This is a genomic window from Pseudomonas chlororaphis subsp. aurantiaca (assembly GCF_013466605.1).
Taxonomy (GTDB): Bacteria; Pseudomonadota; Gammaproteobacteria; order Pseudomonadales; family Pseudomonadaceae; genus Aquipseudomonas; species Aquipseudomonas chlororaphis_I.
In genome coordinates this window covers 4,269,433-4,289,824 of the sequence record NZ_CP059162.1, presented here as the reverse complement: position 1 = coordinate 4,289,824, position 20,392 = coordinate 4,269,433, and the positions used below count along the sequence as shown (strand labels likewise).

The 20,392-nt window shown below is 63.8% G+C and carries 21 protein-coding genes; 9 read left to right on the top strand and 12 right to left on the bottom strand.

What is annotated here, in order from left to right; genetic code table 11:
- Positions 1 to 77 precede the first annotated feature (77 nt).
- Positions 78 to 515 (bottom strand): Lrp/AsnC family transcriptional regulator, encoded by a 438-nt coding sequence (locus H0I86_RS19320; RefSeq protein ID WP_180921734.1) that lies wholly within the window; start codon positions 513 to 515, stop codon positions 78 to 80.
- A gap of 132 nt (positions 516 to 647) precedes the next feature.
- Between H0I86_RS19320 and H0I86_RS19315 the strand changes: the two genes are divergently transcribed.
- Positions 648 to 1,544: a DMT family transporter gene (locus tag H0I86_RS19315; RefSeq protein WP_009049735.1), complete on the top strand. Its 897-nt coding sequence runs from the start codon at positions 648 to 650 to the stop codon at positions 1,542 to 1,544.
- Positions 1,545 to 1,628: 84 nt separating this feature from the next.
- Positions 1,629 to 2,582, top strand: a complete 954-nt coding sequence (locus H0I86_RS19310) for a Dyp-type peroxidase (protein WP_180921733.1) — start codon at positions 1,629 to 1,631, stop codon at positions 2,580 to 2,582.
- Positions 2,583 to 2,708: 126 nt separating this feature from the next.
- Here H0I86_RS19310 and H0I86_RS19305 read toward each other — a convergent pair whose 3' ends face one another.
- The 5 genes from H0I86_RS19305 to H0I86_RS19285 form a co-directional block, all read right to left on the bottom strand.
- Positions 2,709 to 2,870 carry a DUF2474 domain-containing protein gene (locus tag H0I86_RS19305; protein ID WP_180921732.1) on the bottom strand — a complete coding sequence of 54 codons (162 nt, stop codon included), beginning with the start codon at positions 2,868 to 2,870 and terminating at the stop codon, positions 2,709 to 2,711.
- Positions 2,857 to 3,012, bottom strand: a complete 156-nt coding sequence (locus tag H0I86_RS19300) for a hypothetical protein (RefSeq protein WP_164486474.1) — start codon at positions 3,010 to 3,012, stop codon at positions 2,857 to 2,859. The genes H0I86_RS19305 and H0I86_RS19300 overlap by 14 nt, the downstream gene beginning before the upstream one ends.
- Entirely contained in the window at positions 2,999 to 4,015 is a 1,017-nt protein-coding gene (cydB, locus tag H0I86_RS19295) for a cytochrome d ubiquinol oxidase subunit II (RefSeq protein WP_180921731.1), read from the bottom strand. The genes H0I86_RS19300 and cydB overlap by 14 nt, the downstream gene beginning before the upstream one ends.
- Before the next feature lie 15 nt (positions 4,016 to 4,030).
- On the bottom strand, positions 4,031 to 5,452 hold the full coding sequence (locus H0I86_RS19290; protein ID WP_180921730.1) for a cytochrome ubiquinol oxidase subunit I: 1,422 nt from the start codon (positions 5,450 to 5,452) through the stop codon (positions 4,031 to 4,033).
- Between the two features lie 127 nt (positions 5,453 to 5,579).
- A complete protein-coding gene (locus H0I86_RS19285; protein WP_180921729.1) occupies positions 5,580 to 7,904 on the bottom strand; it encodes an FdhF/YdeP family oxidoreductase in 2,325 nt (774 codons plus the stop codon).
- Positions 7,905 to 8,347: 443 nt separating this feature from the next.
- On the opposite strand from H0I86_RS19285, the gene moaA reads away from it, so the two are divergent.
- From moaA to moaE, 5 genes are all read left to right on the top strand, one after another.
- On the top strand, positions 8,348 to 9,346 hold the full coding sequence (gene moaA / locus H0I86_RS19280; RefSeq protein ID WP_025804561.1) for a GTP 3',8-cyclase MoaA: 999 nt from the start codon (positions 8,348 to 8,350) through the stop codon (positions 9,344 to 9,346).
- 39 nt (positions 9,347 to 9,385) lie between these two features.
- Entirely contained in the window at positions 9,386 to 10,285 is a 900-nt protein-coding gene (locus H0I86_RS19275; RefSeq protein ID WP_180921728.1) for a bestrophin family protein, read from the top strand.
- Positions 10,286 to 10,363: 78 nt separating this feature from the next.
- Positions 10,364 to 10,858 carry a cyclic pyranopterin monophosphate synthase MoaC gene (gene moaC / locus H0I86_RS19270; protein WP_180921727.1) on the top strand — a complete coding sequence of 165 codons (495 nt, stop codon included), beginning with the start codon at positions 10,364 to 10,366 and terminating at the stop codon, positions 10,856 to 10,858.
- The gene (locus H0I86_RS19265) at positions 10,855 to 11,106 is read left to right on the top strand and encodes a MoaD/ThiS family protein (RefSeq protein ID WP_180921726.1); all 252 of its coding nucleotides are present in this window, start codon (positions 10,855 to 10,857) and stop codon (positions 11,104 to 11,106) included. Before moaC ends, H0I86_RS19265 begins: the two co-directional genes overlap by 4 nt.
- A gap of 3 nt (positions 11,107 to 11,109) precedes the next feature.
- A complete protein-coding gene (gene moaE / locus H0I86_RS19260) occupies positions 11,110 to 11,556 on the top strand; it encodes a molybdopterin synthase catalytic subunit MoaE (protein WP_180921725.1) in 447 nt (148 codons plus the stop codon).
- Positions 11,557 to 11,586: 30 nt separating this feature from the next.
- Here the strand turns inward: moaE and H0I86_RS19255 are convergent, their stop codons facing one another.
- Together H0I86_RS19255 and mobA are read right to left on the bottom strand one after the other, a co-directional pair.
- Positions 11,587 to 12,489 carry a LysR family transcriptional regulator gene (locus tag H0I86_RS19255; protein ID WP_009049723.1) on the bottom strand — a complete coding sequence of 301 codons (903 nt, stop codon included), beginning with the start codon at positions 12,487 to 12,489 and terminating at the stop codon, positions 11,587 to 11,589.
- A gap of 149 nt (positions 12,490 to 12,638) precedes the next feature.
- Positions 12,639 to 13,229, bottom strand: coding sequence for a molybdenum cofactor guanylyltransferase MobA (gene mobA, locus H0I86_RS19250; protein ID WP_180921724.1), 591 nt, complete (start codon positions 13,227 to 13,229; stop codon positions 12,639 to 12,641).
- A gap of 251 nt (positions 13,230 to 13,480) precedes the next feature.
- Between mobA and moaB the strand changes: the two genes are divergently transcribed.
- On the top strand, positions 13,481 to 14,020 hold the full coding sequence (gene moaB / locus H0I86_RS19245; RefSeq protein WP_180921723.1) for a molybdenum cofactor biosynthesis protein B: 540 nt from the start codon (positions 13,481 to 13,483) through the stop codon (positions 14,018 to 14,020).
- Positions 14,017 to 15,222 (top strand): molybdopterin molybdotransferase MoeA, encoded by a 1,206-nt coding sequence (locus H0I86_RS19240; RefSeq protein WP_180921722.1) that lies wholly within the window; start codon positions 14,017 to 14,019, stop codon positions 15,220 to 15,222. Before moaB ends, H0I86_RS19240 begins: the two co-directional genes overlap by 4 nt.
- 31 nt (positions 15,223 to 15,253) lie before the next feature.
- Here the strand turns inward: H0I86_RS19240 and H0I86_RS19235 are convergent, their stop codons facing one another.
- The 4 genes from H0I86_RS19235 to H0I86_RS19220 all read right to left on the bottom strand — a co-directional run bounded on the left by H0I86_RS19235 (position 15,254) and on the right by H0I86_RS19220 (position 20,161).
- Positions 15,254 to 16,294 carry an FUSC family protein gene (locus H0I86_RS19235; RefSeq protein ID WP_180925878.1) on the bottom strand — a complete coding sequence of 347 codons (1,041 nt, stop codon included), beginning with the start codon at positions 16,292 to 16,294 and terminating at the stop codon, positions 15,254 to 15,256.
- 61 nt (positions 16,295 to 16,355) lie between these two features.
- Positions 16,356 to 17,981 (bottom strand): NADP-dependent glyceraldehyde-3-phosphate dehydrogenase, encoded by a 1,626-nt coding sequence (locus tag H0I86_RS19230; protein ID WP_180921721.1) that lies wholly within the window; start codon positions 17,979 to 17,981, stop codon positions 16,356 to 16,358.
- A 218-nt stretch (positions 17,982 to 18,199) separates the two neighbouring features.
- Positions 18,200 to 19,237: an AraC family transcriptional regulator gene (locus H0I86_RS19225; RefSeq protein WP_180921720.1), complete on the bottom strand. Its 1,038-nt coding sequence runs from the start codon at positions 19,235 to 19,237 to the stop codon at positions 18,200 to 18,202.
- Between the two features lie 9 nt (positions 19,238 to 19,246).
- Positions 19,247 to 20,161, bottom strand: a complete 915-nt coding sequence (locus H0I86_RS19220; RefSeq protein ID WP_180921719.1) for a GGDEF domain-containing protein — start codon at positions 20,159 to 20,161, stop codon at positions 19,247 to 19,249.
- Positions 20,162 to 20,392 lie beyond the last annotated feature (231 nt).

Below are 20,392 nucleotides of genomic sequence, written 5' to 3'. Positions count from 1 at the left end.
GAATCCTTCGTCGATGAGGCCCTGAGTCTAGCCAGTTTTTAGGCGCCAGGGACAAGCGCCGTGTGTGAGCTCGTGCGTTACGCCATCGGCGGCAATCGCCGTTTCACCGGGCTTTTCTTGACGATCGCGGTGTTGGTTTCCGCGCAGCTGTTGAGGTGGTCGAGCAGGTTGTCCAGTTGCTCCATGTCGCGCACATGCAGGCGGGCGATAAAGCAGTCTTCGCCTGTGACCTTGTCGCATTCGGTGAACTCGGGGATGGCCAGGATCTGTCGTTCGACTTCCTGGAGTTTCCCGGGCAGCGGCCGGATACGCACGATGGCCTGCAACTGATAGCCGAAGAACCTGGGGTCGATTTCGACGGTATAGGCCTTGAGCACGCCGCGCTCTTCCAGGCGTCGCAGTCGTTCGGCGACGCTGGGCGAGGACAGCCCGCTGATCTGCGCCAGCGCCTTGAGCGAACGGCGTGAGTCTTCCATCAGGGCGCTGATCAGCGCCTGGTCAATCTCGTCGATCATGTCAGCCTCATTAGGTAAAACCTAAGAAATACCTTTATAAAAAAGGTGTAAGCCGATTTTAGCCTGCCGTTGAGTCTTGAGCGGGGCAGGAGTCGATTGTCATACTTTTGGCTCTTGTTGAGGAGAGTGATCATGGACAAATTGTTACGCCGCGGCTCACTGGAAATGACCGCCGCCATGTTGATTTCCGGGACCATCGGCTGGTTCGTGCTGGTGTCCGGGCAGCCGGTGCTGGACGTGGTGTTCTGGCGCTGCGTGTTCGGTGCCGCGACCCTGCTGCTGATCTGCGCCGGCTTCGGCTTTCTGCGCCCTGGCATCCTGACGCGCACCACCTTTCTCCTCGCCGTGCTCAGTGGTGTCGCCATCGTTGGCAACTGGGTGCTGCTGTTCGCCTCCTATTCCCGGGCCTCGATCGCCATCGGAACCGCGGTCTATAACGTCCAGCCGTTCATGCTGGTGGGGCTGGCGGCGCTGTTCCTCGGCGAGAAAATCACCGCGCAGAAACTGTTCTGGCTGAGCATTTCCTTTGCCGGGATGCTCGCCATCGTCAGTGCCCATGGCGAGCAGGGAGCGGGGGGCAATGACTATCTGCTGGGGATCGCCCTGGCGCTGGGGGCGGCCCTGCTGTATGCCTTCGCCGCGCTGTTGATCAAGCGCCTGACCGGCACGCCGCCGCACCTGATCGCGCTGATCCAGGTCTGCACCGGGGTGTTGCTGCTGGCGCCCTGGGCCAATCTTTCCGCGCTGCCTACGGCGCCGGGGGCCTGGGCCAGCCTGCTGACCCTGGGCATCGTGCACACCGGGGTAATGTACGTGCTGTTGTACGGCGCGATCCAGAAACTGCCGACCGCGCTGACAGGCGCGCTGTCGTTCATCTATCCGATCGCGGCGATCTTCGTCGACTGGTTCGCTTTCGGCCATCGCCTGGAGTTACTGCAATGGATCGGCGTGATCGCCATCCTGCTGGCGGCGGCCGGCATGCAGCAGGGCTGGAGCCTGGGCTTGCGTCGTCGGGTGGCGGCGCAGTAAGCGCCGCGGTCCACTCAGGCGCTGTGACTGGGCGATTGTTTGCTACTCTGCGGTCCTTCTATCCCGTTCCGCCGAGTACAGAACATGCCAATATCCGACACCAGTCCTGAACCGCAATCCGTCTGCGACCCGATTACCAGCAGCGCGATCTTTATCGTCGCCACCCTGGCCCCTGGCAGTGACGCCGCCGCCAAGGTACGGGGCTGGTGCGAAGATGTGGCGGGCCTCACCCGTTCGGTTGGCAAGCGGGTGCCCGCGGGTAACCTGTCGTGTGTCTGCGGTTTTGCTTCGGCGGCCTGGGACCGGCTGTTTGGCGGCCCGCGCCCGGCGTCCCTGCACGCCTTTCGCGAGTTCGGCCCGCACGAGCGCCGGGCCGTGGCGACCCCGGGCGACATCCTGCTGCACATTCGCGCGGACCAGATGGACCTGTGTTTCGAACTGGCGACGCAACTGATCGCGGCACTGGGCGATGCGATCTCGGTGGTCGATGAGGTGCAGGGTTTCCGCTATTTCGACATGCGCAGCATCATCGGTTTTGTCGATGGCACGGAAAACCCGGTCGGGCGCAAGGCCATCGAGTTCACCCTGGTCGGCGATGAAGATCCGGCGTTCAGTGGCGGCAGTTATGTGCTGGTGCAGAAGTATCTGCATAACATGAACGCCTGGAACGAGCTGTCGGTCGAGGCCCAGGAACGCATTATCGGGCGCAAGAAACTGTCCGATATCGAACTCGACGATGCCGTCAAGCCGACCTCTTCCCACAGTGCCTTGACCACCATCACCAAGGACGGCGAAGAGGTGAAGATCCTGCGCGACAACATGCCGTTCGGCCGGCCCGGGGCGGGGGAGTTCGGCACCTATTTCATCGGCTACGCGCGTTCGCCGGAGCCCATGGAGCAGATGCTCGAGAACATGTTTGTCGGCCGGCCGGCGGGCAACTATGACCGTTTGCTGGATTTCAGCACGGCGGTGACCGGCGGCCTGTTCTTCGTGCCTTCGGCCGATCTGCTGGAAGCGTTGGCCGAACGCCAGCCCTGATCCGGATGCAAAGAGCCCGCGAGGTAAGGGCCTCGCGGGCTCTTTGCATCTGGCTGATTGAAACCACAAACCGAGAAAGGTGCCGGTGCCTAAAAATGTGCCGGGCCTTACCGGTGCAGCCAGCAATCAGTGACTGCTCATCCCGGCCATCTGCATCATCAGCCGCAGCAGGCTGGCCACCGCACCCAGGGCCAGCACACTGCCAAACCAGATACCCACCAGCCATGCCAGCCGCCGATACCAGGGGGCGGCCGGACCTTCAGTGCTCGATACCTCAGAGCGTTCCATAAGCCAACTCCATCATCAGTGCGGTGGCGGCTGCCAGCATGAGCAGCCCGCCGAGGAACAGCAGGCTCAACTGCGCCACCTGCTTGTAGAAAGGCCTCAGCCTGGCAGGGGTTCGAAGGGTTTCGCTGTCAATGGTAACCATCGCCGATCCTCACTTTGCCGCGGAACACGTAGTAGCTCCAGCAGGTGTACATCAGGATGATCGGCAGGATGAACAGGGTGCCGATCAGGATGAACAGCTGGCTGGACGGGGGCGATGCCGCCTGCCACAGGCTGATGGAAGGCGGCACGATATTCGGCCAGATGCTGAAGGCCAGGCCGATATAGCCGAGGAACACCAGCGCCAGGGTGAACACGAACGGCCAGTGCGAGTGATGCTGGCGCAAGGTGCGCAGCAGCCCGAACAGCGCCAGCAACGCGAGGACCACCAGGGCGCCGAAGACCACGATATGCGCGTGGGTGAACCAGCGGCTGGCGATCTCCGGATGCAGCAAGGGCGTCCACACGCAGAGCACCGCGACCACCGCCATCAGCACGAATGCCAGCGGCCGGCTGTAGTGGCGCATCCGCGATTCCAGCATGCCTTCGGTCTTGACCAGCAGCCAGGTGCTGCCCAGCAATGCATAGGCGACGATCAGGCCCAGGCCGCAGAACAGCGGGAACGGCGCCAGCCAGTCGAGGTTGCCGCCAGCGAACTGGCGATTGACCACCGGGATCCCGGCGATGTAACTGCCGATCACGATGCCCTGGCAGAAGGTCGCCAGCAGCGAGCCGCCAATGAACGCCATATCCCAGACATGGCGTTTTTCCGGGCTGGCCTTGAAGCGGAACTCAAAGGCCACGCCGCGGAAGATCAAGCCGGCCAGCATGAAAATCAGCGGCAGGTACAAGGCCTCCAGAATCACCGAATAGGCCAGCGGGAAGGCCCCGTACAGCGCCGCGCCGCCGAGGATCAGCCAGGTCTCGTTACCGTCCCAGACCGGTGCCACGGTGTTCATCATCACGTCGCGCTCCTGCGCGTCCGGGATGAGCGGGAAGAGGATCCCCAGTCCCAGGTCGAAGCCATCCATGATGACGTACATCATCACCCCGAAGGCGATGATCACGCCCCAGATCAACGACAGGTCTATACCTTGAATGCCCATGGGCAAGCTCCTTGTTCAGTTGGCGGGGTTGCCGGACGCGAAGGTCTCGGGGACTGCGGACAGCGGCCGGCGCGGCGTGCGGTCCTGGCCGGGGCCGCCTTGTGGCGGATGATCGTGATGGGGCTGCGGGCCCTTGCGGACCAGCTTCATCATGTAGGCAATGCCCACGGTGAACACCGAGAAGTAGATCAGCACGAACAGCGCCAGCGAGATGCTCAGTTGACTGACCGAGTGGTTGGATGCCGCGTCGGCGGTGCGCTGCAAGCCGTACACCACCCACGGCTGGCGGCCGACCTCGGTGGTGATCCAGCCGGCGAGCATGGCGATCAGCCCGGTCGGGCCCATGAACAGCACCAGGCGCAGGAACAGCCGGTTGCGGTACAGCGCGCCGTTGCGGCGCAGGGCCAGGCCGAGCAGGCCGGTGAGGATCATCAACATGCCCAGCCCGGCCATGATCCGGAAGCTGAAGAAGATGATGGTCGCGTTCGGCCGGTCCTCTTTCGGGAAGCTCTTGAGCGCCGGGATCTGCTTGTCCAGGCTGTGGGTCAGGATCAGGCTGCCCAGGTAAGGCACCTCGATCGCATAACCGGTTTTCTCGGCGTCCATGTCGGGGATGCCGAACAGCACCAGCGGCGTCGGTTGGTTGTCGATGTTTTCCCAGTGGCCTTCGATGGCGGCGATTTTCGCCGGCTGATGTTCCAGGGTGTTCAGGCCGTGGGCATCCCCGACCACCGCCTGGATCGGCGCGACGATCAGGGCCATCCACATCGCCATCGACAGCATCTTGCGCACCTGCGGCGTGTCGTTCTTGCGCAGCAGGTGCCAGGCCGCGGACGAGCCGACAAAAAACGCCGTGGCGACGAACGCGGCGATCGCCATGTGCGCCAGGCGGAACGGGAACGACGGGTTGAACACGATGGCCAGCCAGTCCATCGGCACGATCCGCCCATCGACGATGGAGAAGCCCTGTGGCGTCTGCATCCAGCTGTTGGAGGCGAGGATCCAGAAGGTCGAGATCAGCGTGCCGATCGCCACCATGACCGTGGAGAAGAAGTGCAACCCACGGCCGACCCGGTTCCAGCCGAACAGCATCACCCCGAGGAAACCAGCCTCGAGGAAAAACGCGGTCAGCACTTCATAGGTCAGCAGGGGCCCGGTAATGCTCCCGGCGAAGTCCGAGAAACGGCTCCAGTTGGTGCCGAACTCGTAGGCCATGACCAGCCCGGAGACCACCCCCATGCCGAAGTTGACGGCAAAGATTTTCGACCAGAAATGGTACAGGTCCTTGTAGACCGGATTATTGCTCTTCAGCCAGAGGCCTTCGAGCACTGCCAGGAAGCTGGCCAGCCCGATGGTGATGGCGGGAAATATGATGTGGAACGAGACCGTGAACGCGAATTGAATTCGCGCCAGGTCGAGCGCTTCCAGGTTTGGCATGACGATACCCTCAGAGTGGCTCGATACGTGTGCACGGCCCGGCCGACCGCGTGAGCCTTGCGGCTCGCGGTCAACGGCAATGCAGGTTTCGAAAGGGCCGGGGCGACGCGCGCCGCCCCGGGCAGGTTCAATCGACGGAGGACTGGATCAGGTTGCTGGCCGGCGCCGGCTCAAGGCGAATCGCGATGAACTTCGAGGTCGGGGTGAAGGTGCGGTCGCCGTAGCTTTCCAGTGGCACCAGAGGGTTGGTTTCCGGGTAGTAGGCAGCGGCCTGGCCGGGTGGAATGTCATAGGCGATCAGGGTGAAGCCGCTCACCCGGCGCTCGCGACCGTCGCCCCACAGCGAGATCATGTCGACCTTCTGCCCTGGCTCGTAGCCCAGCTTGCGAATGTCCCGCTCGTTGACGAACACCACGTCGCGCATGCCGTAGACCCCGCGATAACGATCGTCCAGGCCATACAGGGTGGTGTTGTACTGATCGTGGGAGCGCATGGTCTGCAGGATCAGCTCCGGCTTCACTCCCAGGTCGCGCACGCCCTTGCTTACCAGGTGTTCCGGCAACACGCCGGGGGTGAACTGAGCCTTGCCGGTGGCGGTTTTCCAGATGCGCTGGGCGGCGTCGTTACCCAGGTGGAAACCACCGGGGTGCAGCAGCTTCTTGTTGAAGTCCTTGAAGCCGGGAATGGTGTCGGCGATCAGGTTGCGGATCCGGCTGTAATCCTCGATCACCCAGAGCCAGTCGATGGGGTGGCTGCCCAGGGTGGCGTTGGCGATCCCGGCGATGATCGCCGGCTCCGAGCGCATCAGCGGCGACTTGGGTTTCAGCTGGCCGTGGGAAATATGCACCATGCTGAAGGTGTCTTCCACGGTGACGCCTTGCGGGCCCTGGGCTTGCAGGTCGATATCGGTGCGCCCCAGGCACGGCAGAATCAGCGCCTCGCGGCCGGTGACCAGGTGGCTGCGATTGAGCTTGGTGGCGATGTGCACGGTCAGCTCGCAGTTGCGCAGGGCGGCGTGGGTGCGCGGGCTGTCGGGGGTGGCCTGGGCGAAGTTGCCTCCCAGGCCGATGAACACCTTGGCGCGACCTTCTTCCATGGCGGCGATCGCCATCACCGTGTTGTGCCCGTGCTTGCGCGGCGCCTTGAAGGCAAAACGCGCCTCCAGGGCATCGAGCAATTCGGTAGGGGCCAGTTCATTGATGCCCATGGTGCGGTCGCCCTGCACGTTACTGTGGCCGCGCACCGGCGACAGCCCGGCGCCCGGCCGGCCGATATTGCCGCGCAGCAATTGCACGTTGACCACTTCCTGCACGGTCAGCACCGAGTGGGTGTGCTGGGTCACGCCCATGGCCCAGCACATGATCACCCGCTTGGCCTTGCGGTACATGCGCGCGGCCAGCTCGATGTCCTGCAGGGACAGCCCGGACTGTTCGAGGATGTGCTCCCAGCTGGTGGCGTCGACCTCGGCCAGGTAGGCGTCCAGGCCCGAGGTGTGTTCGGCGATGAAGGCGCGGTCGAACACCGCCTCGCCATTGTTCGCCAGGGCTTCGCGTTCCCACTGCCAGAGGAACTTGGCGATGCCGCGCATGGCCGCCATGTCGCCGCCCAGGGCCGGGCGGAAGTAGGCGGAGGAGGTGGGTTCCGAGCCGTTGGTGAGCATTTCCAACGGGTGCTGCGGGTGCTGGAAGCGTTCCAGGCCACGCTCTTTCAGCGGGTTGAAACAGATCACCTGGGCTCCACGCTTCACCGCTTCGCGCAGCGGTTCGAGCATCCGCGGATGGTTGGTGCCGGGGTTCTGGCCGATGACGAAAATGGCGTCGGCTTCCTCCAGGTCATCGAAGGTCACCGTGCCTTTGCCCACGCCAACGCTGTCGTCCATGCCCAGGCCGCTGGCCTCGTGGCACATGTTCGAGCAGTCCGGGAAGTTGTTGGTGCCGTAGGCACGCACGAACAGCTGGTAGAGGTAGGCGGCCTCGTTGCTGGCCCGGCCCGAGGTGTAGAACTCGGCCTGGTCGGGCGACTCCAGAGCGTTCAGGTGCTCGGCGATCAGGGCGAAGGCATCGTCCCAACTGGTTTCGACATAGCGGTCAGTGCTGGCGTCGTAACGCATCGGGTGGGTCAGGCGGCCCTGGTATTCGAGCCAGTAGTCGCTTTGCGCCGCCAGCGCCGACACCGTGTATTTATTGAAGAAGGCCGGGTTGACCAGGCGCCCGGTGGCTTCCCAGTTGACCGCCTTGGCGCCGTTCTCGCAGAACTTGACCATGCCGTTTTCCGGCGATTCGCCCCAGGCGCAGCCCGGGCAGTCGAAACCGCCGTTCTGGTTGGTCTTGAGCATGGTGCGAATGTTCTTGAAGGCGTTTTCGCTGCCCAACCAGTTCCTGGTCACGGCAATCAGCGCGCCCCAACCGGCGGCCGCCCCCTTGTATGGTTTGTAGCGTTCAACTTCGCTCATGGTTCTTCTCCAGGACATCGCACGTAGGCTGTGCCTAATGCCAAGTCATTGTTCATGACTGTTTTGTTGTGCGGTTAAATGCGCTTTTATTTGCAGCCAGTTACAAGGCATGCGCATTTATTCACTTCACGGGTGCCGCTCAAGTACTACGGGAACAAGCCTATGTTGGCCGTGAAGTGCCTGTCTAATCGCTATTAATGACCAGTTGATCGAGATCCTCTATCAATGAAAAAATCAAAATAAATCAATAAATTATTAATTTAAGGCGGGGTCATTTCAGGTGCTTTTTGCTTGATAGATCCTATTGATCAACCGGTTGTTAATAGCGATTAGACGGCGCTTTTAATTGAACTTAGTCTTGCCGCAACAAGGCCCCTCTATAACGGCGGCCTTCCAATAACAGCCTTCTGGTCAATGCGCCTGAAGTGTTGATGGAGGCGGTAATGTCAGATCGAATCCTGCAGGATGGTTTTTCCCGGCGAGTCGACTATCTGCGGATGTCGGTGACCGATCGCTGCGACTTTCGCTGTGTGTATTGCATGGCCGAAGACATGCAGTTCCTGCCGCGGCAACGCATCCTGACCCTGGAGGAGCTCTATCAGCTGGCGCACAGTTTCGTCGCCCTGGGCACCCGGAAAATCCGCCTGACCGGGGGCGAACCCCTGATCCGCCAGGGCGTCGTCGAGCTGTGCCGGCGCATTGCCGCGCTGCCGGGGCTGCGCGAGCTGTGCATGACCACCAATGGCTCGCAGTTGGGCAAACTGGCGGCGCCCCTGTTCGATGCCGGGCTCAAGCGCCTGAACATCAGTATCGACAGCCTCGATGCCACGCGCTTTCGCGAGCTGACCCGCACCGGCGACCTGGCCCAGGTCATTGCCGGCATCGATGCGGCGAACGCCGCCGGTTTCCAGCACACCAAGCTCAACTGCGTGGTGATGAAAGGGCGCAACGATCACGAGATCAACGACCTGGTGGGGTTTGCCATCGACCGTGGGCTGGACATCTCTTTTATCGAAGAGATGCCCCTGGGGGTGATCAGCGAACACAGCCGCGCCGATGCGTTCTTTTCCAGCGCCCAGGTGCGCGAGCGCATCGCCGAGCGCTACACCCTGATCGACTCCACCGAATCGACCCAGGGGCCGTCGCGTTACTGGCGCCTGGCCGAGGCGCCGGAGATTCGCCTGGGGTTCATCTCGCCCCACAGCCACAACTTCTGCGCCACCTGCAACCGGGTGCGGCTGACCGTCGAGGGCCGGCTGCTGCTGTGCCTGGGCAACGAGCATTCGGTCGACCTGAAGCAGGTGCTGCGCAGCCATCCGGGCGAGCCGGAGCGCCTGGAGCGGGCAATCATCGAGGCGATGAAAATCAAGCCGTACCGCCACAACTTCGAACTCAATGACGAGGTGCAAGTGGTGCGGTTCATGAACATGACCGGCGGCTAACCCGCGCGGTTTTCTCCTCTGCAAAAAGGCTGTCTTGCGATGATCGTCAGATCCAAACCCAACCTGATCAATGTGCTGATCTCCCTCAAGGGCTCGATTGCCAAGCGCATCGCCCTGCGCAGCCTGCTGGTGACCCTGCTGGCCTCGGCGATCGTGTTTATCGAGACCCTGTACCCGGCCTATTTCTCCAGGGTCAATGCCACGCCGTTCACCCTGTTGGGCCTGTCGCTGTCGATCTTCATGAGCTTTCGCAACAATGCCTGCTACGACCGCTGGTATGAAGCGCGCAAGTCCCTGGGTACACTGGTGACGGAGGTGCGTTCGATGATCCGCGAAACCCAGGTGGTCAAGGATTCGCGGCAGCGCGGCCAGATCCTGCGCGACCTCTGCGGCTTTGCCCATGCGCTCAACGCCAGGCTGCGCCAGGAAGACGAGTCGAGCGCGGCGGGCACCTGGTTGAGCCGGTTGCCGGTGGCCCAGGCGCCCAACGTGCCGGACAGCATCCTGCGCCACGTCGGCCAACAGTGCTCGACCCTGGCCGAATCCGGGGCGATCAGCGAATGGCGCTACACGCTGCTGGCCAATCACCTGAGCAGCCTGACCAACGCCCAGACCATCTGCGAACGGATCAAGAGCACGCCATTGCCTTTTCCCTACACGCTGTTGCTGCACCGCACCAGCTACATCTTCTGCATCCTGCTGCCCTTTGCCATGGCCGAGCCCCTGGGCTGGCTGACGCCGATCTTCACGGCCATCGTCAGTTATACGTTCTTCGGCCTGGATGCCATTGGCGACGAGCTGGAAGACCCTTTCGGCCGGGACGAGAACGACCTGCCGACCAACGCCCTGGTACGCACCATCGAGCGCGAGGTACTGGATGCCCTGGGGGCGACCCAACTGCCGCCGGTGCTGCAACCGGTGGACTTCGTGCTGAGCTGATCGGCGCCCACGCGTTCGCCCCGGTTCCCCCGGGCAACATCAAGTACTCAACCCAGCCAGCCGGCTGCGAGGATAACCATGCCCCACGACTCCACCACCCTGACTCATCTGGACGCCGAAGGCCGCGCCAATATGGTCGATGTCAGCGACAAGCAGTCCACCGACCGCGAAGCCCAGGCCCAGGCCTGGGTGCGCATGCGGCCCGCCACCTTGCAACTGATCCAGCAGAACGGCCACCCCAAGGGCGACGTGTTCGCGGTCGCGCGCATCGCGGGCATCATGGCGGCGAAGAAAACCCATGAACTCATCCCGCTCTGCCACCCGCTGATGCTCGGCTCGATTCACCTCGAGCTGAGGGCCGTCGAGCCCGACAGCGTCAGGATAGTCGCCACCTGCCGGCTGAACGGCCGCACCGGGGTCGAGCTGGAAGCCCTCACCGCGGCCAGTGTGGCTGCGCTGACCATCTACGACATGTGCAAGGCGGTCGACCGCGGCATGGTCATCGACAGCATCCAGCTGTTGAAGAAACAGGGCGGACGATCAGGCACCTTTGACGCGGGAGCCACAGCATGATTCTGATCAACTACTTTGCCCGTTATCGCGAGCAGCTCGGTATCGGCGGCGAGAAGATCGCGCTGGATGATTCGTTGCGCAGCGTCGGCGATGTCAGGAAGTTGCTGATGGCCAGGGGCGAGACCTGGCAGGCGGTACTTGGCGAAAACAGCCTGATGTGCGCGCTGAACCAGGACCTGTGCAACCTCGACGCGTCCATCGAGGACTTCGACGAGATCGCGTTTTTTCCGCAAGTCACCGGGGGCTGAGCCATGACCGTGCATGTCCAGGCCGAGGCCCTCGACCTCGATCGACTGCACCGCGAGGTGCACGGCGGGGACCCGAGCGTTGGCGCGGTGGTGACTTTCGTCGGCTATGTGCGCGACCTGAACCTGGGGGAACAGGTCGGCAGCCTGTTCCTCGAACATTACCCGGGCATGACCGAGCGCGCGTTGCAGCGCATCGTCGATGAGGCCAATGAGCGCTGGCCGCTGCAACGGGTCAGGGTCGTGCATCGGGTGGGACTGTTGCAGGTGGCTGAGCCGATCGTGTTTGTCGGCGTAGCCAGCGCCCATCGGCAGGCGGCCTTCGAGGCCTGCGCCTTCCTGATGGACTACCTGAAAACCCGCGCGCCGTTCTGGAAGCGCGAACAGACTTCGTCCGGCGAGCGTTGGGTAGAGGGCAGGGAGAGCGACCAACTGGCCGCCAGTCGCTGGTAGGGCAGGGATGCGCCCTGCGGCGCAGCAGCTTTAGTCGGCCGTTGGTTCTGGTGCGGCAAACAGTTTCCTGGCTTCGGCAAAGCACTTTTCGGCGATGGCCGAGCGCGGTTCGGTCTTGCGCATCACCAGGCCCAGGGGCGCCAGCACGCTGGCATCCGGCAGGTTGATGAACGCCAGGTTTTCGATCGGGTTTTCCAGGCCGCTGGACAGCGGCATGATCGAGCAGCAGAAGCCTTCGTGAATCGCCTGGAACAGCTGATAGGTGGAATCGCTTTCGAGGATCGGCTGCGGGTCGAGGCCACGGCTGCGGAAGCTCAGGTCGATGGATTTGCGGTAGTGCATGCCATTGCTGATCATCCCCAGGGGCAGCTCGGCGGCTTCTTCCCAGCTCATTTCGCTGCCTTCGAAATGGAAGTGACGGGTGTCGTACAGCAGGCCGACACGGGTTTCGCCGATCTCGAAAAACTCGAAGTAGTTCGGGTTCACGTGGTCCAGATAACACACGCCCAGGTCCAGCTGGTTGTTGCCCAGGCCCTCGATGATCTGGTCCGAACTCATGGACGACAGGGCGAATTTGAGTTCCGGGAAACTCTTGGAAAGGCCCTGGACGTAGCCGATCGGGTTGAAGCTGCTCAGCGGCACCAGGCCCAGGCGCAGGCTGCCGACCAATTGGCCACGGCACGCGGCGGCTTCGGCGAACAGCCCGTCATGGGCGGCGAGCAGGGTCCGCGCCCAGGCCAGCACCCGTTCGCCGGCCTCGGTGAAACCTTCGAAACGCTGTCCGCGCTTGACCAGCACCAGGTCCAGCTCGTCCTCCAGATTGCGCAAGCGCATGGACAGGGTCGGCTGGGTAATGTGGCAGCGCGCCGCGGCCTGGCCGAAGTGTCGGGTCTGGTCCAGGGCGATAAGGAACTTGAGTTGTTTGATGTCCACAATGGCACCTGCTGAGGAAGGGGTTGGTAAGGTCGGTTTCCAGGATGCACGCAGCGCTTGGAAATCCCGAGCCGACCTTTTGGAGGAAAAGACGGTGCACCCGTTCGGTGGCACGCGGAGCTGCTAAAAAACGCTGTTAAAAAATGCCGTTAAAAAAGTAGCTCAGGGGTATTGAAGTTGCTCAGGCGCGGGTCGTCCTCGGCGCAGACCAGGGCTTGCGGCCGGTGCTTCGACAAGGCGCGCTGCAGGCTGCGTTCGCCGGCGTCCCAGTCTTGCTGCAGGTTCGCCAGCAAGGCCTTGGGGATCAGGCTGAACATCGGTTGCCAGTGGCCGGCCTGCTGCACCATCAGCACCGAGTCCGGGGCGGGGCGCGCCGCCAGCATGGCGCTGATCAGCGCGGCATCGATTTTCGGTGTGTCGCAGGCGAACACCAGCAGCCACGGATGATGCGCCACCGCCAGGCCGGCGAGCACGCCCGCCAGTGGGCCCGGGAAGTCCTTCTGCGAGTCCTCCACCAGTTGGTCGGCATAGGCCCGATACTGCTCGGCGTTGCGGTTGCAGGAGATGATCAGGTCGTCGCTGAAGGGCCGGACCGCCGCCTGCACATGGGCGATCAGCGGCTTGCCCTGCCAGGGCAGCAGGCCTTTGTCCCGTCCGCCCATGCGCGCGCCACGGCCGCCAGCCAGCAGCAGCACCGAGCAGGGAATGGACGAAGGGGAAGCGGGGCAGGTCGGGGTCATTGTTCAAGGCACGCTGGTTGGGTATCGGGACGATCTCATTGTCGCCGCCGCGAGTCCAATCGGAAGTATCGAATGGGCAATCAAAAGGCTCTATCGACCGTGGGTTCCACCAGGGCCGGCGCGCATTTTCCAGGGAAAAAAGCCTTGATAGATGGGCTCGATAAAGTGGTCGGCCAGAGTGATTAGACACTGACGGTTTCAGCGCTTTAGCCTCTGGCAATGGTTTTTATGACTGCCCGCCGGAGAAAGACATGAGCGTGAAATCGGATGCATTGTTTGTCCCCCTGAATATTGCCGTGCTGACCGTCAGCGACACCCGCGAATACGCCACCGATACCTCTGGGCAACTGCTCGTCAGCCGCCTGCTGGAAGCCGGCCACACCCTGAGCGAGCGCAACCTGCTCAAGGACGACCTGTACAAGATCCGCGCCCAGGTCGCGTTGTGGATCGCCGATGAAAATATCCAGGTGGTGCTGATTACCGGCGGCACCGGCTTCACCGGACGCGACAGCACGCCCGAGGCGGTGAGCTGCCTGCTGGACAAGCAGATCGACGGTTTCGGTGAACTGTTCCGGGCGATCTCCATCCTCGACATCGGCACTTCCACCGTGCAGAGCCGGGCCCTGGCCGGGCTGTCCAACGGCACCCTGGTGTGCTGCCTGTCGGGCTCCACGGGCGCTTGTCGGACCGCCTGGGAAGGCATCCTCGCCGAGCAGTTGGATGCCCGCCACCGGCCGTGCAATTTCGTGCCGCACCTCAAGCAGGTGCAAGCCTGCGGGACCCGCGGATGAGCCCGTCACCGCTGATGCCAGTGGAGGAGGCCATCGCCCGGCTGCTGGCCATGGCCGAGGCGCAACGGTTGCAGGACAGCGAGCCGGTGGTGCTGGGCGAGGCGCGGCAACGGGTGCTGGCCAGCGACCTGGTGGCGACCCTGGACCTGCCGCCCTGGCCGAACAGCGCCATGGACGGTTATGCCTTGAACCTCGAGGGCTGGGACGGGCAGCCGCTGGCGGTGTCGCAACGCATTTTCGCCGGCCAGGCCCCCGACCCGCTGCTGCCGGGCACCTGCGCGCGAATCTTCACCGGCGCGCCGCTGCCCGAGGGCGCCAACAGTATCGAGATGCAAGAGAACGTCGAGCCGCTCGACGACGGTCGAATTCGCTTCAAGCTGCCGCTGAAGGCCGGCCAGAATATCCGCGCCCAAGGCCAGGAGAACCGCGCCGGGCAAGTGCTGCTGCGCGCCGGTAAACGCCTGGGGCCTTTCGAACTGGCCATCGCCGCCGCCCAGGGTTGTACCCATCTGCCGCTGGTGCGACGACCACGAGTGGCGTTGCTGTCCACCGGCGACGAGCTGGCCGAGCCGGGCACGCCCTTGCGCCCCGGTTGCATCTACAACAGCAATCGCACCCTGCTCAGCCACTGGCTGAGTGCCCTGGGCTGCGAGGTGATCGATGCCGGGATTCTCCCCGACCAGCCGCAGCAGACTCGGCTGCGCCTGGAGCAGTTGCAGTGCGCGGCGGACCTGATCCTGACCACCGGCGGCGTGTCTGCCGGCGACGCCGATTGCCTCGGCCAGGTGCTGCGCGAGTGCGCCACCCCGGTGTTCTGGAAACTCGCGATAAAACCCGGCAAGCCGCTGACCGTCGGGCGCTTCGGCAGGGTGCCGGTGATCGGCCTGCCCGGCAACCCGACCTCGGCCCTGGTGACCTTTGGCCTGTTGGCCCGGCTTTATCTGTTGCGCATCCAGGGCGTCGAAGAGGTGATGCCATTGAGCTTCCCGGTCAGCGTCGGTTTCGACTGGCCGAAAGCGGGCAGCCGCCGCGAGTACCTGCGGGCCAGGCTGGAGGAAGGGCGCGCCGTGCTTTATCCGAACCAGAGTTCCGGCGTGTTGCTGGGCGCTTCCTGGGCCGATGGGCTGGTGGAGATTCTCGAGGGCAGCACCTTGCGGGCCGGTGAGCCGGCGCGCTTCATTCCGTTCAGCGAATTGTTCTAGCAGGCGCGGTCTGGCGGCAGGCGCAGGGCAATCAGATCTTCCAGTGCTCCGCGCTTTTCGCCAGGCGCTGGCGCATCTCGTTGAGATTGGCCACCAGTTGCCGGGTCAGCAGGCGGTAGCCGTCCAGCGCGCTGTAGACCGAGGTGTCGAGGGTCGAGGACGCCGCGCCATCCAGGGGCCGCCCCAGGCGTCTGGTGGCGCCGGATTGCAGGGCGCGGGCCATGCCCACCAGCTGTATGCGCACCTGCCGGTGCTCGTGTTTCAACACCTGTTGCAGCTGCTCGCGAGCCTGTGGGTCGCTGAGGTTCGGCCGGGTATTGCCAAGGATTTCCAGGGTGCTGAAGCACATGCGCAGGTTGCGCTGGATGGCGTCCAGTTCGGTCATGGAGATCCGCACTTCCTTGGACACCGAGGGCATCAGCGAGCGCAGTTGCAGCAAGGTGCTGTTGAGGCGCCCGAGCAACTTCAAGTGTTCATCGTCGGTCACCGACTGGCCGCCGATGATGCGTCCGTAAAGAGTGGCGCAGTCGCGCAAGGCGCTGGCCAGGTTGTAGCGCCAGGAATACACCGCATACAGCGGAATGGCGAAGGAGAACGCCAGGGCCAGGGCGATGCCAATGAGGATGTCCACCGTGCGCCACAGGCCATCGCTGACATGGTTGTCGCCATGGCCGGCGACGATGAACACGGTGATCGCCGCCAGCAGCGCGGTGTAACCACCCTTGCCGATGGCGTGATAGGAGAAATACCCGCACACCACCGACATCCCCAGGTAGGTCAGCCAGGACATGCCCAGGTAAGCCTGCTGCACCACCAGTACCAGGCCGACGCCCGCGCCGATCAAGGTACCGATGGCCCGTTCCGCGGCCTTCTTGCCGATATTGCCGTGGTGCTGCAAGCCGCCGATCACCACCAGCATGGTCACCGACGCCCATTCGCCGTGGGGCAGGTTGAGGCCGGTGGTCAGCGCGATGGTGGCCAGCAACCCCAGGGCCACGCGCACCGCATGGATCAGCTTGGCGTAGCGGTAGCGTCGATACGGGTCCAGTAGCGGGAGCAGGAATCGACGCAACAGCGGTGGCAGGCGCAAGGATCGCCAGGAGTTCAGCAGGCCCAGAGGGTGTTCTCCGTTTCTAGAAAATGTAATCGGTGGTCAGGAAGCCCGACTCGCGGTTACGGATGATGTCGCTGATCAGCTCCTTGTTGCTCTCCTGGAACTTGGTGGCCACCAGGGTGCGGATCGAGAAGGTGCGCAACGCGTCATGTACCGACAGCGTACCTTCGGCGGAGTTCTTGCGCCCGTTGAACGGGTAGGTGTCCGGGCCGCGCTGGCACTGGGCGTTGAGGTTGATCCGCCCGACCTGGTTGGCGAAGGCGTCCACCAGCCGTCCGACCTGTGCCGGTTGGGTGCCGAAGATACTCAGCTGTTGGCCGAAGTCCGATTCCAGGACGTAGTCGATCACCGTTTCCAGGTCGCGATACGGCACGATCGGCACCACCGGGCCGAACTGCTCTTCCTGGTACACGCGCATCTGGCTGTTCACCGGGTACAGCACCGCCGGGTAGAAGAACGAGGCCCGCGCTTCGCCACCGCCGGGGTTGACCACCTTGGCGCCCTTGTCGATGGCGTCGGCCACCAGGGCGTGCAGGTAATCGACCTTGCCCGACTCCGGCAGCGGCGTCAGCGCCACCCCCGGTTCCCACGGCATGCCCGGCTTAAGGCTGAGCAGCTTGGCGTTGAATTTCTCGATGAAGGCATCGACCACGGTTTCATGGACGAAGAGGATTTTCAGCGCGGTGCAGCGCTGGCCGTTGAACGACAGCGAGCCGGTGATCGCCTCGTTGACCGCGTTATCCAGGTCCACCTCCGGCAGCACGATGCCGGGGTTTTTCGCGTCCAGGCCCAGGGCGGCGCGCAGGCGGTGCGGCTTGGGGTGCAGTTTCTTCAGGTCGCTGGCGGCCTTGTTGGTGCCGATGAAGGCGAAGATATCGATCTTGCCGCTGGCCATCAGGGCGCTGACGGTTTCCCGGCCGCTGCCGTAGATCACGTTGATCACCCCGGCCGGGAAGCTGTCGCGGAAGGCTTCCAGCAACGGGCGGATCAGCAGCACGCCGAACTTGGCCGGCTTGAACACCACGGTGTTGCCCATGATCAGCGCCGGGATCAGGGTGGTGAAGGTCTCGTTCAGCGGGTAGTTGTACGGGCCCATGCACAGGGTCACGCCCAGCGGCACGCGGCGGATCTGGCCGAGGGTGTCCTGCTCCAGCTCGAAGCGGCTGGAGCGGCGGTCGAGTTCCTTGAGGGCGTTGATGGTGTCGACGATGTAGTCGCAGGTGCGATCGAACTCTTTTTCCGAGTCCTTGAGGTTCTTGCCGATTTCCCACATCAGCAGCTTGACCACCGCCGAGCGCTGTTCGCGCATGCGCCCGAGGAAGGCTTCGACGTGCTGGATGCGTTCGGCCACGCGCATGGTCGGCCAGGCGCCCTGGCCACGGTCATAGGCGCGCACGGCGGCGTCGAGGGCGGTCAGCGCGGTGTCGGCGTCGAGCAGCGGGGTGCTGCCGAGAATCACTTGTTCGTCGCCATTGGCGGTGTCCAGATACACCGGGCTGCGCACCAGGGCCAGGGGCCCGTTCCAGGTTTTCAACTGACCGTCGACCAGGTACTCGCGTTGCTCGACCTGGCCGTCCAGGCGGTACTGCTCGGGGATGTCGGCGGCGACGGGAAACAGCGTGTTCAACAGATGGGCTGTGGTCATGACTCTATTCCGTAATGGCAATGGGCAATGCGCCGGCGGGATAGCGCGCCGGCACTGACGGGCGAGACGGGTCTTCAGGGTGTTGTTACGCCTTGATGTCTCGGGTCTTTAGCAAAAAGCTGGGCCAAAATGGCGGAAAGTCGTGCAGCAGAGGTGTGATGGTGTGGTTCTTTGGGCCAAGAGTAGCCGCTTTTTCCCTTGGAAAAACAGCCTTTGTTTCAACCGGCGCTGAACAATTGGCGGATCAGGTTGGGGGTGCTGCCGGTCCAGCGCTTGAACGAGCGGCGGAAATTCGCCGCGTCGTTGAAGCTCAGGTATTCGGCGACTTCCTCGTTGCTCAGGCCCTTGATCCGGTACAGGTACAGCGCCACATGCTTGCGCACCAGGTCCGCCTGCTGCTGGAAACCGCTGCCGTGCTTGTGCAGCTTGCGCTTGAGGGTAGCCGGGCTCATGGCGAAGGCCTGGGCCGTCTGTTCCAGGCTCGGCGCCTGGCGCACCTGGCTTTGCAGGTAGCGGTAGACGCAGTCGAGAAAGCTTGAGGCAAAGCCCAACTGCTCGAGCTGGCCCAGGGCTTCCTGGCGCGCCACCTGGCCGGCGGTGGCCGAGGCGTTGGGCCAGGGCTGGGTGAGGAATTCGCGGGGGATGCGCATCAGGTCCATGGGCCGCTTGAACTGGGTGTGCTCGCCCAGGTGCACCCAGTACTGCTCGACATAGCGCGGCTCGGCATGGCTGAAGCAGCATTCCCACGGCAGGCGCTGGCCGCTCAGCCACTGACTCATGGCCACCAGCGAGGTCATGCTGGCCTCCAGCAAAAAGCGCCACTGTTCGCCGGCCCCGCAGCTGTCCAGCCAGTAGAAATAGGCGTGCTGGTCATCCAGCAGCAAGCGCGGGCTGGCCAGCGGGCTAAGCAGCGCCTGTTGCCGCACCAGGGTGTCGAGGGCCTGGTGCAGGTTCTGCGCATGGCGCAGGGCGTGGCTGGCGGCGCCGTAGTGGCCGGGCAGCAGGCGCTGGCCGAACAGGAAGCTGCTGTCGTCGGCGTCCAGCAGGCGCCGGCTGTTGCCGATCAGGCCGAGAAACTGCTGCGGGCTGAGGCGGGTCTGGCCGGCGAGGATGTCCTCGTGGAACAGCCCGGTGCCGCGCAGCAGGCGATGGCTGTCGATGTCCCGCGACAGCGCCAGGTCGATCAGGCTGGCCGGCTGGTAATGCCCGGGAATGAAACGGCTGTCGTTTTCGTACCAACTGGTTTTCAGGGTCATGGCCGGGCCTCAGGCGCTTTTCGCCAGCGGCTGCTTGGCCCGGGCCAGGGCCAGGTTTAGGCGCTTGAGCAGCACTTCCGGGGTCTCGTCGAGGGCCATCACCACCGCGGTGCAGGCGGACAGTTGCAAGCGTTCGCCATGCTGGCGGCTCTTGTGCGCCAGGCTCTGCACCGCCTGGCGCAACTCCTGGGCCAGCAGCCGCGCCTGGCTCTCGCCGGTGTTCGGCAGCAGCACCACGAAGCGGTCGCCGGCCAGCCGGCACAGCAGGTCCTGGCGACGCAGGTTGAGCAGCAGCAAATGGCTCAGCGCCTGCAGCACCGTGTCGCCCTCGGCATGGCCGAAGTCCTGGTTGATCGCGGCGAAGTTGTCCAGGTCCAGGGCCAGCAGCGACAGCGGTTGCTGCTGGCGCTGGCTGTCCAGCAGGCTGTCGGCCAGCTGGCGCTTGAGGTAGTCGGCGCCGCCCAGCGGGGTGAGCTTGTCGAACAGCCGGTGCTCGCGGAACAGCCGTTCGCGTTTTTCCATCTGCGCGCTGATCGCCAGCTGTTCGCGGTGCCAGTGGTAGATGCCGATGGTCAGCAGGACCATGCCCACCGGCATCGGTCCCGATTCCAGCCAGTGGTCCCAGGTGATGCTGTCGGGCAGGCGGATGAACTCGTCGAGGCTGTCGATCCACCAGGAGAAAAAGATGCAGCTCAGGCCCAGTGCCAGGTAATTGGTGACCCGTCCCGCCGGACGGCTTTTCAGCACCAGGCCGAGCCAGATCAGGGCCAGCAGCGCGGTGCCACCTTCGCCGACGATGTCCAGCCAGACCCATTCGCTGACCGCCTTCAACTCGCCACAGGCCAGGTGCAGGAGCAGGCCGAGGTTGGCCGCCAGCAGCAGGGTGGCGAGTTTCCATCGGTGGGGTTTGAGCACTGAGAGCATGGCCGCGATCCTTTGGCGAAGAAGCAATGCGCGCCAGCACAGCAGATGTTTGTGACAGCCGGGTGACGATGGTGAAGGGGGGGGGAGGTCGAATCAGCTCATCGTGATGGTGCGTTTTTTTACGATCTGGCCAGGCATTGAGCGGGGGTGTGACCGCTGACGTCATCGCGGGCAAGTCGGGTCGCCGCCCGCTCGCTCCTACAGAAGAAGATCGCGTGCTTCTGTAGGAGC

What these genes read in the sequence shown, in the direction of transcription:
- H0I86_RS19285 (WP_180921729.1), bottom strand. Translation starts at nt 7,904, where the DNA reads ATGAGCGAAGTTGAACGCTACAAACCATACAAGGGGGCGGCCGCCGGT.
- H0I86_RS19320 (WP_180921734.1), bottom strand. Translation starts at nt 515, where the DNA reads ATGATCGACGAGATTGACCAGGCGCTGATCAGCGCCCTGATGGAAGAC.
- H0I86_RS19290 (WP_180921730.1), bottom strand. Translation starts at nt 5,452, where the DNA reads ATGCCAAACCTGGAAGCGCTCGACCTGGCGCGAATTCAATTCGCGTTC.
- H0I86_RS19315 (WP_009049735.1), top strand. Translation starts at nt 648, where the DNA reads ATGGACAAATTGTTACGCCGCGGCTCACTGGAAATGACCGCCGCCATG.
- H0I86_RS19225 (WP_180921720.1), bottom strand. Translation starts at nt 19,237, where the DNA reads ATGACCCTGAAAACCAGTTGGTACGAAAACGACAGCCGTTTCATTCCC.
- H0I86_RS19300 (WP_164486474.1), bottom strand. Translation starts at nt 3,012, where the DNA reads ATGGTTACCATTGACAGCGAAACCCTTCGAACCCCTGCCAGGCTGAGG.
- H0I86_RS19310 (WP_180921733.1), top strand. Translation starts at nt 1,629, where the DNA reads ATGCCAATATCCGACACCAGTCCTGAACCGCAATCCGTCTGCGACCCG.
- H0I86_RS19220 (WP_180921719.1), bottom strand. Translation starts at nt 20,161, where the DNA reads ATGCTCTCAGTGCTCAAACCCCACCGATGGAAACTCGCCACCCTGCTG.
- mobA (WP_180921724.1), bottom strand. Translation starts at nt 13,229, where the DNA reads ATGACCCCGACCTGCCCCGCTTCCCCTTCGTCCATTCCCTGCTCGGTG.
- H0I86_RS19275 (WP_180921728.1), top strand. Translation starts at nt 9,386, where the DNA reads ATGATCGTCAGATCCAAACCCAACCTGATCAATGTGCTGATCTCCCTC.
- moaE (WP_180921725.1), top strand. Translation starts at nt 11,110, where the DNA reads ATGACCGTGCATGTCCAGGCCGAGGCCCTCGACCTCGATCGACTGCAC.
- moaC (WP_180921727.1), top strand. Translation starts at nt 10,364, where the DNA reads ATGCCCCACGACTCCACCACCCTGACTCATCTGGACGCCGAAGGCCGC.
- moaA (WP_025804561.1), top strand. Translation starts at nt 8,348, where the DNA reads ATGTCAGATCGAATCCTGCAGGATGGTTTTTCCCGGCGAGTCGACTAT.
- cydB (WP_180921731.1), bottom strand. Translation starts at nt 4,015, where the DNA reads ATGGGCATTCAAGGTATAGACCTGTCGTTGATCTGGGGCGTGATCATC.
- H0I86_RS19305 (WP_180921732.1), bottom strand. Translation starts at nt 2,870, where the DNA reads ATGGAACGCTCTGAGGTATCGAGCACTGAAGGTCCGGCCGCCCCCTGG.
- moaB (WP_180921723.1), top strand. Translation starts at nt 13,481, where the DNA reads ATGAGCGTGAAATCGGATGCATTGTTTGTCCCCCTGAATATTGCCGTG.
- H0I86_RS19240 (WP_180921722.1), top strand. Translation starts at nt 14,017, where the DNA reads ATGAGCCCGTCACCGCTGATGCCAGTGGAGGAGGCCATCGCCCGGCTG.
- H0I86_RS19265 (WP_180921726.1), top strand. Translation starts at nt 10,855, where the DNA reads ATGATTCTGATCAACTACTTTGCCCGTTATCGCGAGCAGCTCGGTATC.
- H0I86_RS19230 (WP_180921721.1), bottom strand. Translation starts at nt 17,981, where the DNA reads ATGACCACAGCCCATCTGTTGAACACGCTGTTTCCCGTCGCCGCCGAC.